At 54.5% G+C, this 13921-nt stretch carries 10 protein-coding genes and 4 pseudogenes; 12 read left to right on the top strand and 2 right to left on the bottom strand.

Features of this window, described 5'->3' with window-relative positions; translation table 11 throughout:
* The first annotated feature begins 31 nt into the window (after positions 1-31).
* From msrP to accC, 5 genes and pseudogenes are all read left to right on the top strand, one after another.
* Positions 32-1033: pseudogene (gene msrP / locus SOPEG_RS19920) on the top strand (protein-methionine-sulfoxide reductase catalytic subunit MsrP).
* Positions 1034-1633 carry a protein-methionine-sulfoxide reductase heme-binding subunit MsrQ gene (msrQ, locus tag SOPEG_RS19915; RefSeq protein WP_025246649.1) on the top strand — a complete coding sequence of 200 codons (600 nt, stop codon included), beginning with the start codon at positions 1034-1036 and terminating at the stop codon, positions 1631-1633.
* 242 nt (positions 1634-1875) lie between these two features.
* Entirely contained in the window at positions 1876-2328 is a 453-nt protein-coding gene (gene aroQ, locus SOPEG_RS28000) for a type II 3-dehydroquinate dehydratase (RefSeq protein ID WP_025246648.1), read from the top strand.
* Between the two features lie 21 nt (positions 2329-2349).
* Positions 2350-2814: an acetyl-CoA carboxylase biotin carboxyl carrier protein gene (gene accB / locus SOPEG_RS27995; protein ID WP_025246647.1), complete on the top strand. Its 465-nt coding sequence runs from the start codon at positions 2350-2352 to the stop codon at positions 2812-2814.
* Between the two features lie 11 nt (positions 2815-2825).
* Positions 2826-4175, top strand: a complete 1350-nt coding sequence (gene accC, locus SOPEG_RS19900) for an acetyl-CoA carboxylase biotin carboxylase subunit (protein WP_025246646.1) — start codon at positions 2826-2828, stop codon at positions 4173-4175.
* 189 nt (positions 4176-4364) lie between these two features.
* Here accC and SOPEG_RS25530 read toward each other — a convergent pair.
* Positions 4365-5288, bottom strand: a pseudogene (locus SOPEG_RS25530) (IS5-like element ISSoEn1 family transposase).
* A gap of 107 nt (positions 5289-5395) precedes the next feature.
* Between SOPEG_RS25530 and SOPEG_RS19890 the strand changes: the two are divergent.
* The 7 genes and pseudogenes from SOPEG_RS19890 to SOPEG_RS27990 all read left to right on the top strand — a co-directional run bounded on the left by SOPEG_RS19890 (position 5396) and on the right by SOPEG_RS27990 (position 12114).
* Positions 5396-5638, top strand: a complete 243-nt coding sequence (locus SOPEG_RS19890) for a YhdT family protein (protein WP_025246645.1) — start codon at positions 5396-5398, stop codon at positions 5636-5638.
* The gene (gene panF / locus SOPEG_RS19885) at positions 5628-7070 is read left to right on the top strand and encodes a sodium/pantothenate symporter (protein ID WP_025246644.1); all 1443 of its coding nucleotides are present in this window, start codon (positions 5628-5630) and stop codon (positions 7068-7070) included. Before SOPEG_RS19890 ends, panF begins: the two co-directional genes overlap by 11 nt.
* A gap of 11 nt (positions 7071-7081) precedes the next feature.
* Positions 7082-7958 (top strand): annotated as a pseudogene (gene prmA, locus SOPEG_RS19880) (50S ribosomal protein L11 methyltransferase).
* 281 nt (positions 7959-8239) lie between these two features.
* Positions 8240-9205 (top strand): tRNA dihydrouridine synthase DusB, encoded by a 966-nt coding sequence (gene dusB / locus SOPEG_RS19875; RefSeq protein ID WP_038469127.1) that lies wholly within the window; start codon positions 8240-8242, stop codon positions 9203-9205.
* Positions 9206-9228: 23 nt separating this feature from the next.
* Positions 9229-9525, top strand: a complete 297-nt coding sequence (gene fis, locus SOPEG_RS19870) for a DNA-binding transcriptional regulator Fis (protein ID WP_025246643.1) — start codon at positions 9229-9231, stop codon at positions 9523-9525.
* A gap of 98 nt (positions 9526-9623) precedes the next feature.
* Positions 9624-10830, top strand: a pseudogene (locus tag SOPEG_RS19865) (IS256 family transposase).
* Positions 10831-11781: 951 nt separating this feature from the next.
* Complete coding sequence (locus tag SOPEG_RS27990; RefSeq protein WP_148297147.1) at positions 11782-12114, top strand: hypothetical protein; 333 nt, start codon at positions 11782-11784, stop codon at positions 12112-12114.
* Between the two features lie 621 nt (positions 12115-12735).
* On the opposite strand, the gene SOPEG_RS19855 is transcribed toward SOPEG_RS27990, so the two are convergent.
* The gene (locus SOPEG_RS19855; RefSeq protein ID WP_025246641.1) at positions 12736-13653 is read right to left on the bottom strand and encodes an IS5-like element ISSoEn1 family transposase; all 918 of its coding nucleotides are present in this window, start codon (positions 13651-13653) and stop codon (positions 12736-12738) included.
* Positions 13654-13921 lie beyond the last annotated feature (268 nt).

The following is a 13921-nucleotide window of genomic DNA, read 5'->3' as shown; positions in this document are numbered from 1 at the left end:
CGGCACCAAAATTATCCCGATGGAGTCCGCCATGATTTCTTTGCCCAGATTGCGCGAGGCCGACGTTACCGCTGAAGAGGTTTTTTTTCAGCGTCGTAAAGTACTGAAAGCGCTTGGTATTACCGCCGCCACTCTCAGCCTTTCCCCCTCGGCGCGTGCGGATCTGCTCTCTTTTTCAGCCGGGATAAGGCGGTGAAGCCGCTGCCGGGTAAACCGGTTAGACTTTACGCGCCCCGCGGCGTGGCACGCACAAGTGCCGCTCACGCCGGTGGACAAAGTTACCGGGTACAACAATTTTTACGAATTTGGGCTGGATAAGGCGGACCCCGCCGCGCACGCCGGCGGTCTGAAAACCGAGGGGTGGCAGATACGTATTGACGGCGAAGTCGCAAAACCGATGACGCTGGACATGGCGGATATACTCAAGCGGTTCGCGCTGGAAGAACGTATTTACCGACTGCGCTGCGTCGAGGCCTGGTCGATGGTGATCCCCTGGATAGGCTTTGAGCTCAATCAGTTGCTGAAGCTGGTGGAACCCACCGGTCAGGCGCGTTTTGTTGCCTTCCAGACCCTTGATGATCCCGAACAGATGCCGGGAGAAAAAGACCGTTTTATCGGCGGCGGCCTGCAATATCCCTATGTAGAAGCTTTGCGGCTGGACGAAGCCATGCATCCGCTGGCGTTAATGACCGTGGGCGTTTATGGCAAAACGCTACCGCCGCAAAACGGCGCGCCCATCAGGCTGATTACGCCTTGGAAATACGGTTTCAAAGGAATCAAATCCATCGTGCATATCCGCCTGACCCGTGATAAACCGCCCACCACCTGGAATCTGGCAGCGCCGAATGAATATGGTTTTTACGCCAACGTGAACCCGCATGTGGATCATCCTCGCTGGTCGCAGGCGACGGAGAGGGTTATCGGCAGCGGCGGCATTCTGGACGTTAAACGACAACCGACGCTGCTGTATAACGGCTATGCCGATCGTGTGGCCAGCCTGTATCGCGGTCTGAACCTGCGGGAGAATTTCTAAGTGCGTCTGAATCTAAAGCACCTATTCTGGCTAAAAACAGTGTTGCACCTGGCCGCCCTGCTGCCGCTGCTGTGGCTGGTCTATGCCGTCAGCCAAAGCGACTTCAGCGCCGATCCCGCCAAAGATATCCAGCATTTCACCGACCACATGGCGCTTAAGCTGCTGCTGGCCTCGCTACTGGTGACGCCCCTGGCCCGCTACGCGCGCCAGCCGCTGCTTGTCCGTTGCCGGCGGTTGCTCGGACTGTGGTGTTTCGCCTGGGCCACGCTGCATTTGGCCAGTTATGCGCTGCTGGAGCTCGGGATCGATAACCTGCGTTTACTCAGCCGGGAGCTGGTGACCCGCCCCTATCTGGTGCTCGGCATTACCAGTTGGGTGATACTGCTGCTGCTGGCCGGCACCTCTACCCTGTGGGCGCAGCGCAAATTAAAAAATCGCTGGCAAATCCTGCACAATCTGATTTATATAGTGGCCATCCTAGCGCCGATTCACTATCTGTGGTCAGTCAAAATCCTTTCGCCGCAGCCGGTGTTGTATGCCGTGGCGGCGCTGGCGCTCCTGGCTCTACGCTATAAGAAATTTCGCCAATGGTGGCGGTGAAAGATCAATTTTAACTTCCGTTATAGTAACCAGTTGCGTTATCTTACTCCCGCCCGAAACAGGTCGTTAAAAGATATCTTCGCGGATACCGCCAGTAATTTGCTGCGAAAATCCGCGATATCATTATAATGCCTGACCCCGATGGCAAATCAGCATCGAAATGTCAGCAAAAAGATGACAAATCGTTTACCATTGGTTATTTTCTACGGGGTAACGTAAATTGAGAGGGAGATCGCCGCATAATGGCCGATAAGTTCCACATTTTGCTTCTCAATGGGCCGAACCTGAATTTGCTCGGCACCCGCGAACCGGACAAGTATGGTCATACCACCCTTGCCGACATCATCGCGAGTCTGAGCACGCTGGCCGGCAGCCTGGGGGCAGAACTCAGCCATTTTCAGTCCAACGCGGAACATGCGCTGATCGACCGTATCCATCAGGCCCGGGGGAATACCGATTTTATCATTATCAACCCCGCGGCGTTTACCCATACCAGCGTCGCCCTGCGCGATGCGCTGTTAGCGGTAAACATCCCGTTCATTGAGATTCATCTCTCCAATGTGCATGCGCGGGAACCTTTCCGTCATCACTCCTATCTGTCCGATATTGCGGTTGGCGTGATATGCGGCCTCGGCGCCGATGGGTATCACTTTGCTTTACAGACGGCGGTCAAACGCCTGTCCACATCCAATTAATTAGAGTATGGAACCCCATTCATGGATATTCGTAAGATCAAGAAACTGATTGAACTGGTTGAAGAATCCGGCATTTCCGAGCTGGAAATTTCTGAAGGTGAAGAATCGGTTCGTATCAGTCGTGCTACGGCGCAACCAGCCTACCCGATGATGCAACAGGCTTATATCCCTGCGGTGCAGCAGCAGTCCGCGGTCCCGGCCGCCGCCGCGCCTGTCGTAGCGGAAGCCGCCGCCGTGCCCGCAACCATGAGCGGTCACCTTGTGCACTCGCCCATGGTGGGAACCTTCTACCGCACCCCGAGCCCGGATGCGAAACCTTTCGTCGAGGTCGGTCAGAAGGTCAACGTTGGCGACACCCTTTGTATCGTTGAAGCGATGAAAATGATGAACCAGATTGAATCGGATAAAGCCGGCGTGGTGAAAGCTATCCTGCTGGACAACGGCCAACCAGTTGAATTCGACGAGCCGCTGGTCGTCATCGAATAACGAGGCGCCAAATGCTAGATAAAATCATCATCGCAAACCGCGGTGAAATTGCGTTGCGTATTCTGCGCGCGTGCAAAGAACTGGGTATCAAAACCGTGGCGGTACACTCCACCGCCGACCGTGACTTAAAACATGTGCTGTTGGCCGATGAGACAATCTGTATCGGCCCACCGCCGTCGGTAAAAAGCTACCTCAATATCCCCGCCATCATCTCCGCGGCGGAGATCACCGGCTCGGTGGCTATCCACCCGGGCTACGGCTTCCTCTCCGAGAACGCCGATTTCGCCGAGCAGGTTGAGCGCTCAGGCTTCATCTTTATCGGCCCGCGCGCGGAAACCATTAGGCTGATGGGCGATAAAGTTTCCGCCATTAACGCGATGAAAAAGGCCTGCGTCCCCTGCGTCCCCGGTTCCGACGGACCGGTGGGTGAGGATATGGACAAAAACCGCGCCATCGCCAACCGCATCGGCTATCCGGTAATCATCAAGGCTTCCGGCGGCGGCGGCGGGCGCGGGATGCGCGTGGTACGCAGCGACAAAGAGCTGGACGCCTCCATCCGTATGACCCGCGCCGAAGCGAAGGCCGCGTTCAATAACGATATGGTCTACATGGAGAAGTACCTGGAGAATCCGCGCCATATCGAAATCCAGGTGCTGGCTGACGGTCAAGGCAACGCCCTTTACCTGGCGGAGCGCGACTGCTCCATGCAGCGCCGTCATCAAAAGGTGGTGGAAGAAGCGCCTGCGCCCGGCATTACCGAAGAATTGCGCCGCTTTATCGGCGAGCGCTGCGCCAAAGCCTGTCTGGAAATCGGCTATCACGGCGCCGGCACCTTTGAATTCCTCTACGAGAACGGTGAATTTTTCTTTATCGAGATGAATACCCGTATCCAGGTGGAACACCCGGTGACCGAAATGATAACCGGCGTGGATCTGATCAAAGAACAGCTGCGCATCGCCGCCGGGCAGCCCTTGTCCTTGAAGCAGGAGGATGTCAAGGTGTCCGGCCACGCGGTGGAATGTCGTATCAACGCCGAAGATCCGACAAGCTTCCTGCCGAGCCCGGGCAAAATCACCCGGTTTCATGCGCCGGGCGGCTTGGGCGTGCGCTGGGAGTCGCATATCTATGCCGGTTACTCGGTACCGCCGTCCTACGACTCCATGATAGGCAAGCTTATCTGTTTTGGTGAAACCCGCGACGTGGCCATCGCCCGCATGAAAAATGCGCTGGCGGAGCTGATTATCGACGGCATTAAAACCAATATAGATTTGCAGTTGAAGATCATGAATGACGAGCATTTCCAGCAGGGCGGCACCAATATCCATTATCTGGAGAAGAAGCTCGGCTTGCAGGAAACCTAAACGCCAGGGTAAGGCCCCTTATATTTGCGCGTTATACGTCAAGGCCGGTTAAACACCGGCCTTTTGCTATGACGGCAATAAACGTCAGGCAAACCGTCGACATGCCGTAAACGCGTTTTTTGCGGCAAGCGTTCGCTTTGTTGAATAAATCCGAAATTTTTGACGACTTCCTCCCTATCAGGGCGATTGTTACATGATGCGGACGCTGTTTGGCATTCCTAACAACGTGATCCGGTTAAGCGCTTTGACCATTGCCATAGCCTCACCTACCTGCGCGTCATAGTCATGCAGACTCAGATGACCACCCAGAAGTATTTTAAACCGGAACATGGCCGTTTCAGCCAGTGAACGCCGGTGATAACCTACTTTCTTTTTCCAGGTATCGTTATTGCCGCTCAGATGCTGATTTGCCACCGCATGGTTACGCTCATGGTATCGAGCTGGCCAATATTGCGCACCACTTCGCGGTGGGATAAGCGGCTTTATTTTTTTCCTCAGCAGAGCATCATGACAGTAACGCGTATCGTAAGCACTGTCAGCCGACGCTTCCCTGATTTTCCGGTGGGTTTAGTTAATCAGCCCGGGCAGCGCCTGCGCATCTGTCGTACCGCTTAGCGATAAATCGGCACAGATAATTTCATGTGTCGCGCTATCTACTGCCAGATGAAGCTTGCGCCATACTCTGCGCCTCTCAGCCCCATGCTGCCTGACTTTCCATTCGCCTTCGCCGAAGATTTTCAGGCCGGTGCCATCGATGACCAGGTGTGAGATTTCGCCGCGGGTTGGCGTTTTTATGCTGATGTCGACGGTTTTTGCTCGCCGGCTGACCAGAGAGTAATCTGGGCAGCGCAGCGACAGCCCCATCAGTTTAAAAATCGAGTCAACGAAACCCTGTAACGCCCGGAGCGAAAGGTTAAACACGCGCTTTATCATCAGAACCGTGGTAATGGCCATATCGGTGTAGTGAAGCGGCCGGCCACGATGTTCAGGTGGTGTACTCTCAGTCCATGCAGCAATGGCTGACTCATCAAGCCATACTGTCAGGTCCCCCCGCTGCCTGAGCGCATTGTTATATGCGGGCCAGTTGGTAATTTTAAACTTTTGCTTTGCCATGGGGACCTGATGTTGAAACGAATGTAGTGATCATAGCCGCCAGTCACCTAAAAGTTCGATTTATTCAACAAAGCCGCAAGCGTTAACTTCTTTTGGCGAAGGTCATTATGGACAAACGATTCCTCCAGGCTCACCGCGAAGCACGGTGGGCTTTCGGTCTGACCCTGGCTTATCTGGCCGCCTGGCTACTGGCGGCTTACCTGCCGGATAATGATCCGGGTATCACCGGACTGCCCCATTGGTTTGAAATGGCCTGTCTGTGGGTACCTCTGCTGTTTATCGGCCTATGCTGGCTAATGGTACGGATTATCTATCGCGATATTTCGCTGGAGGACGGCGATGCGCAGTGAAGTGATAGTGCCGCTGGTCGCCTATTTGGCGCTGGTGTTTCTGCTCTCGTTGTATGCCTTCCGCCAGCGCGCACAGGGCAATTTTTTGCAGGAATATTTCCTCGGCAACCGGTCCATGGGCGGTTTTGTGCTGGCGATGACCATCACCGCCACCTATATCAGCGCCAGCTCGTTCATCGGCGGCCCGGGCGCGGCATATAAATATGGTCTTAGCTGGGTGCTGTTATCGATAATTCAGTTGCCGGCGGTATGGTTATCCCTCGGTGTCCTGGGCAAGAAATTCGCCATCCTGGCCCGGCGTTATAACGCGGTCACCCTTAACGACATGCTTCTGGCCCGCTTTGGTAGCCCGCTATTGGTATGGTTGGCCAGCGTCAGCCTGTTGGTGGCGTTTATCGGCGCCATGACGGTGCAATTTGTCGGCGGTGCTCGCCTGCTGGAAACCGCCGCCGGCATCCCTTACGATACCGGTCTGCTGATTTTCGGCATCAGTATCGCGCTCTATACCGCTTTCGGCGGCTTTCGCGCCAGCGTGCTCAATGACGCCTTCCAGGGGTTGGTGATGCTGCTGGGCACCGCCATCCTGTTGGTGGCGGTGGTCCATGCCGCAGGCGGTATGGGCGCGGCGGTGGCAACATTGCGGCACATCGATCCGGCGCTGATTTCACCCTCGGGCGTGGATGGCATCCTCTCGCCAAAATTCATGACCTCGTTTTGGATCCTGGTGTGTTTCGGCGTCATCGGCCTTCCCCATACCGCGGTGCGCTGCATCTCCTATCGCGACAGTAAAGCGGTCCACCGCGGCATGATCCTCGGCACGGTGGTGATAGGGGTATTAATGCTGGGCATGCACTTGGCGGGCGCCTTGGGACGCGCGGTATTGCCCGGACTGAACGTGCCCGACCTGGTGGTTCCTACCCTGATGGTGCAACTGCTGCTGCCGCTGCTGGCGGGCATTTTTCTAGCGGCGCCGCTGGCGGCCATCATGTCGACGATTAACGCGCAATTGTTGCAATCTTCAGCCACCATTATCAAAGACCTCTATTTGAGCCTACAGCCCAAGCAGGCGACCAACGAACGCCGGCTAAAGCGCATATCCAGCCTGGTCACGCTGGTGCTGGGCCTGCTGCTGTTGCTGGCCGCCTGGCGTCCGCCGGAAATGATCATTTGGCTCAACCTGCTGGCGTTCGGCGGCATGGAAGCGGTCTTTCTGTGGCCGCTGGTGCTAGGTCTTTACTGGGAGCGGGCCAACGTCGCCGGCGCCTTGAGCAGCATGATAACCGGCGGCGCAAGCTATGCCCTCTTGGCCGGTTTCAACCTGCAGCCGGGCGGCTTTCACCCGATCGTACTGGCGCTGGCGCTAAGCCTGCTGGCGTTCCTGGCGGGCAACCGTTTTGGACGGCCGGCCACCATCCCCGTTTCATCATTATGACGAGAACCGCTATGCCTTGGATACAACTGAAAATCACCACCACCGGCCAACTGGCCGATACCATGAGCGACGCGCTGACGGAAAGCGGCGCGGTGTCGGTTACTTTTGAAGATACCCACGATACCCCCGTATATGAGCCCCTACCGGGCGAGACGCGCTTATGGGGAGATACCGAATCGGCCTGTATGACGCCGAGACCGATATGACGGCCGTCGTGGACGCTCTCCAGGGCCATCCGCTGCTGGGCGCCGGTTTCGCCCATAAAATCGAGCAGTTGGAGGACAAAGACTGGGAGCGGGAATGGATGGACAATTTTCATCCCATGCGCTTCGGCGAACGGCTCTGGATTTGCCCCAGCTGGCGCCCAGTGCCGGACCCTGAGGCGGTCAATGTGATGCTGGACCGGGCCTGGCCTTCGGTACCGGTACGCATCCGACGACAGCGTTGTGCCTGCAATGGCTGGACGGTCTTGACCTGCGCGGCAAGACGGTAATCGATTTCGGCTGTGGTTCGGGCATTCTGGCCATCGCCGCCCTGAAATTGGGCGCGGCGCAGGCTATCGGCATAGATATCGACCCGCAAGCGATTCAGGCCAGCCTCGACAACGCTCAGCGTAACGGCGTGGCGGACCGTTTGGCGTTGTATTTGCCGCAAGCGCAGCCGCGGGAGCTGCATGCCGACGTGGTGGTGGCGAATATCCTCGCCGGACCGCTGCGCGAACTGGCGCCGCTCATTATTGATTTACCGCGGCCGGGGGGCTTTCTTGGGCTGTCCGGCATTTTGGCCAGCCAGGCACAGAGCGTGGCGCAGGCGTATGCCGCAGCTTTCGCCCTCGATCCGGTGGCCGAAAAAGACGAGTGGTGCCGCATTACCGGCCAGCGGCGCTAAAGGCGAACCGGGGCGCGACGCCGCCAGGTCCGCGCCGCGGTCAGCCACGCTTTAATGATATGCTCGCGCGGCGCGGCGGGGTGAGGAAAAATTTGTTAACGCACAAAATAGACTAGTTTTGTTAACGTTATGTATTTAATGAAAAAAGTGTATTACCCGCGCGTAAAAGACCGAAATCATTGATCGCAGACACGGTATTGTTCAAAGTTTGGCCTTTCATCTGATGAAAAAAATGCGTAATATACGCGCCCTTGCGGACACAGTATGGTCTCTCTTTGTCTATGCGTATTGGACACCTCCAGCTCGCTAATTGCCTGATTGCGGCTCCGATGGCCGGTGTGACAGACCGCCCGTTCAGAGCCTTATGTCACGCGATGGGAGCGGGAATGACGGTTTCGGAAATGCCGTCCTCGAACCCCGAGGTATGGCGAACGGATAAGTCGCGTTTGCGCATGGTACATAGTGATGAACCCGGTATCCGGGCGGTGCAAATTGCCGGTAGCAATCCTGCTGATATGGCCGCCGCCGCCGTCATTAACGTGGCGAACGGCGCGCAGCTGATTGATATCAATATGGGTTGCCCAGCCAAGAAAGTGAACCGGAAATTGGCGGGCTCCGCATTGCTGCAATATCCGGATCTGATAAAGCAGATCCTGATGGCGGTGGTGCATGCCGTCGACGTGCCGGTGACGCTGAAAATTCGCACAGGCTGGGCGCCGGATCACCGAAATTGTGTACAAATTGCCCAATTGGCCGAAGATTGTAGTATACAGGCCATCACGATTCATGGCCGCACTCGCGCCTGCCTGTTTAACGGCGACGCGGAGTACGACAGTATTCGGGTAGTTAAGCAGTGTGTTTCCATTTCGGTTATCGCCAATGGGGACATTACTGACCCGCAGAAAGCCAGAGCGGTGCTGGATTACACCGGGGCGGATGCCCTGATGATAGGCCGCGCCGCTCAGGGAAGACCCTGGATCTTCCGGGAAATCCAGCATTATCTGGATACGGGGGAACTGCTGCTGCCGCTGCCGTTAGGCGAAGTGAAGTATTTGTTGATGGAGCATGTCAGGAAATTGCACGACTTTTATGGTCCAGGCAAGGGATTCCGCATCGCTCGTAAGCACGTGTCCTGGTCATTACAGGCGCATGCCCCCGACAACCAGTTTAGGCGCACATTCAACGCCATTGAGGATGCCAGCGAACAGCTGGAGGCGTTGGAGGCATACTTTGCAAATCTTACGTAATAGAAAAAAGAGCAGACAGAACTATGTTCGAACAACGCGTAAATTCTGACGTACTGACCGTTTCCACCGTTAACTCTCAGGATCAGGTAACGCAAAAACCCCTGCGTGACTCGGTAAAGCAAGCACTGAAGAACTATTTTGCTCAATTGAACGGTCAGGGCGTCAACGACCTGTATGAGCTGGTATTGGCTGAAGTAGAACAGCCTTTGTTGGACATGGTGATGCAATACACCCGCGGCAATCAGACCCGCGCGGCACAGATGATGGGCATCAACCGCGGCACCCTGCGTAAGAAACTGAAAAAATACGGCATGAACTAATTAGTTCATATCGCCCTGATTTAAAAGAGCCTGTTTAGAAATTTGTGTATTTGCCTGATTTTGATATGTTCAATCCAACATCAAAAACAGATTAGTTTATGGACGAAAAACAGTTGCAGGCTCTGGCTAACGAACTGGCCAAAAATCTCAAAACCCCTGAAGATCTTGATCGGCTGCTGAAAAAAATCAGCGTCGAAGCAGCTCTCAATGCCGAAATGACCCATCACCTCGGCTACGATAAAAATCAGCCTAAACCGGGGACCAACGCCCGCAACGGCTATTCCACAAAAACCGTTACTACTGGCGATGGCCCGCTGGCGCTGCGTACTCCGCGCGATCGTGACGGTTCCTTTGAACCGCAACTGGTGAAGAAGAAGAAGAACCAGACCCGGATTACCGGGATGGATAACCAGATTTTATCGTTGTACGCTAAAGGGATGACCACCCGCGAGATCGCCGCCGCGTTCAAAGAGCTGTATGACGCCGATGTCTCGCCGGCGCTGGTCTCAAAGGTCACCGATGCGGTCATGGAGCAGGTTGTCGAATGGCAAAACCGGCCTCTGGATGCAGTCTATCCCATTATTTATCTTGACTATATCGTTCTAAAAGTCCGGCAGGACAGCCGCATCATCAACAAATCTGTGTTCCTGGCGCTGGGCATCAACATCGAAGGCCAGAAAGAGTTGCTAGGTATGTGGCTGGCCGAAAATGAAAGCGCAAAGTTCTGGCTGAACGTGCTGACAGAGCTGAAAAACCGCGGCCTGAACGATATCCTTATCGCCTGCGTAGACGGGCTGAAAGGTTTCCCTGACGCTATTAACGCGGTGTATCCGGAGGCGCGGCTCCAGCTGTGTATCGTGCATATGGTGCGCAACAGCCTGCGGTTCGTCTCCAGGAAGGACTACAAGGCCGTCACCCGCGACCTGAAAGCTATCTATCAGGCCCCTACGGAAGAAGCCGGCTTGCAGGCGCTGGAAGCGTTCTCCAGTGCCTGGGACATCCGCTACCCGCAAATAAGTCGAAGCTGGCAGGCAAACTGGGCCAATCTGGCCACGTTCTTTGCCTACCCAACGGACATCCGCAAGGTGATCTACACGACCAACGCCATCGAGTCGTTAAACAGAGTGATCCGGCATGCCATCAAAAAGCGCAAGGTGTTCCCGACCGACGACGCAGTGTAAAAAGGTGGTGTGGCTGGCGATACAGGCGGCCTCACAGAAATGGACAATGCCTTTGAGGGACTGGCGCATGGCAATGAGCCGCTTTATTATCGAGTTCAGTGACCGCCTGGACGGTCACTTCTGAGAAAAGGTATTTACACAGAATCCGGTACGGGCTCATTTAAAAGGTGTTTTGCTTAGCGGCATCACACCTTTTTTGCTTTGTATCTCCTGGCCCACCGCTTCCGCCACGCTTGCCGCCCGGCGTATCTTCATTCCCCCGCGAAAATTTGCTGTACCGATATCCGCAGCCCTGAATCCCTTCGCGCCCGCCGTCCCTTGCAGAGATAGGTGCCACACTGACCGTACCGCCCGCCTACGGCCACGCTTGCCATTAAGCGCCTGCTCTGCTGGCTTCAGCGGTTCGCGCGTGGGCCTCTTACGCATCGTCCACACCCGCGCGCCATTTGGCTAACAGTGGTGTTCATACAGCACGCCGAGGAGGAAAAAGACAACACGTGACGCAGAATCCCTGCCGGGCATCGGCTAAGGCTCAGCGACTTCTATTTGGCTTTGTCTTAGCCACGAGGTTTCACCCCATGTTGGTGTCGGGGCGCCCCTCTTTTATCGGCGCGTCGATGTTCATTTTTTTGGCCTTATTGCCTGCATAGATTGAAATGCTTTTGCACCGTCATCATCACGGCCCCTTTAGGTTATTACCGCGCATTGACGGAATATTTATGATGCACCGCACGGTCGTGGTGAGAATTTAAAATAATTTAGACATAACCGGAGATGATCCTCTTCGCAATGGCGCCCCTTGGGGAATAGAACATATTCCCCGTGGTTTAGATTTAATCGCGCGTAATATTGCTAATTTATCTATTTCTTAGGCATAATTTAACCTCTAACAAAAAATGAGAATGTGACGTGACCCGCCGTTATGCATGCCAGCGCTTGCATAACGGCGCCAGAGTGAAGACAATCATCAACGATAACCCTCTGATTTCGCATTGGTGTAGCGTCCACACCGCTTTACCCGCCTTGGGAAACAGAGACTATTAAGGAAAATTCAACTAAATTATGGATAATTTTTATGAATTCACTCCCTGCTTATTTTCCAGACGGCCCCGCTATTACCCGAAATGACATCGTTCCTTTAGCAACAGAGGTCATGGTCTACGATGATCTTTCCGCTTTTGCTTCGCGAATTTGCTCGGTTGCCAATTGCGGTTTAAAAATGGCTGTGCCGATTTGTCATAATTTGTGCAAATTGGCGAATAAGTTTCCTCTCGTATTAAATTTGCTCGCCGCAGGCGTTAGTCTCTCCATAGCGTTTCCATCGGGAGCGAGTCTGCCGTTTTTTGTTGCGACGGGTATGATGGTGGTAGGGTGCCAATCCGGCAATACCACGGTAAACAGCGAATAGTTTTTGCGGAGCAGCTAATGTACACCTCATGTTTAGCTCGCTCCTTCCTCATCGCTTCACGCACTCCCTACGCTGTATCCTCATTCCCCTCCCCTGCGCCAGCGACGCCTTTTCATTCCGATCACGCGTTTGGCACATCCCCTTTTTCTTAAATAACCCGGCACAGACAGGCTAGCGCTCCCCTTCGGCGCACCGTAGGTCCTGTTCATTTCTCCGCATCCAGGCTGCCGTTATCGCGGAATCGGCTAGCCTTGCTTTCCTTTATCACCTTTAACGCAATTGCCTTGGTTGCACGGCTGGCGGCACGCCGAAAGACGCGACAGCGGCAGAAGCGAGCGCCGCACCCGCCCGTAATAGTATTGACGCCAGTTGCGGCACAGCGGACTGACCGCCGTACCTACCCCGCTTCTGGGCTGGGGATCTTTATAACGCTGAACCTATACCGCAGACCGCATGTAAAAAATACGCTCGCCTTATTCAAGATGCGATAACATTTCGTTTTCTCTTTCAACAAAGCCGTCGTATTCACCTACCTAACATTAACCAACGCCTTTAACCTTAGGGCCGCTTTGTTGAATAAATCCGAAATTTGTGACGACTTCCTCCCTATCAGGGCGATTGTTACATGATGCGGACGCTGTTTGGCATTCCTAACAGCGTGATCCGGTTAAGCGCTTTGACCATTGCCATAGCCTCACCTACCTGCGCGTCATAGTCATGCAGACTCAGATGACCACCCAGAAGTGTTTTAAACCGGAACATGGCCGTTTCAGCCAGTGAACGCCGGTGATAACCTACTTTCTTTTTCCAGGTATCGTTATTGCCGCTCAGATGCTGATTTGCCACCGCATGGTTACGCTCATGGTATCGAGCTGGCCAATATTGCGCACCACTTCGCGGTGGGATAAGCGGCTTTATTTTTTTCCTCAGCAGAGCATCATGACAGTAACGCGTATCGTAAGCACTGTCAGCCGACGCTTCCCTGATTTTCCGGTGGGTTTGGTTAATCAGCCCGGGCAGCGCCTGCGCATCTGTCGTACCGCTTAGCGATAAATCGGCACAGATAATTTCATGTGTCGCGCTATCTACTGCCAGATGAAGCTTGCGCCATACTCTGCGCCTCTCAGCCCCATGCTGCCTGACTTTCCATTCGCCTTCGCCGAAGATTTTCAGGCCGGTGCCATCGATGACCAGGTGTGCGCCGCGGGTTGGCGTTTTTATGCTGATGTCGACGGTTTTTGCTCGCCGGCTGACCAGAGAGTAATCTGGGCAGCGCAGCGACAGCCCCATCAGTTTAAAAATTGCGTCAACGAAACCCTGTAACGCCCGGAGCGAAAGGTTAAACACGCGCTTTATCATCAGAACCGTGGTAATGGCCATATCGGTGTAGTGAAGCGGCCGGCCACGATGTTCAGGTGGTGTACTCTCAGTCCATGCAGCAATGGCTGACTCATCAAGCCATACTGTCATGTCCCCCCGCTGCCTGAGCGCATTGTTGTATGCGGGCCAGTTGGTAATTTTAAACTTTTGCTTTGCCATGGGGACCTGATGTTGAAACGAATGTAGTGATCAGAGCCGCCAGTCACCTAAAAGTTCGATTTATTCAACAAAGCCCCTTAGGGCCACTCGCGGCAAGGGCAACAATTTCGCTGCATATTTAACAATTATAGAATATGGCAATCATTTTCATTTAGAATTGGTTTAGAAAGAAAGGTTGATAATACCGCCCATATATAGATGGGCAGGGATAGGCAATTATCAGACGTAGAGAGCCGTAATCCCAGATTAGCACGACAACCTATTAAGT

It is taken from the genome of Candidatus Sodalis pierantonius str. SOPE, from assembly GCF_000517405.1.
Taxonomy (GTDB): Bacteria; Pseudomonadota; Gammaproteobacteria; order Enterobacterales; family Enterobacteriaceae; genus Sodalis_C; species Sodalis_C pierantonii.
This window is presented reverse-complemented; position numbering and strand designations above follow the sequence as displayed.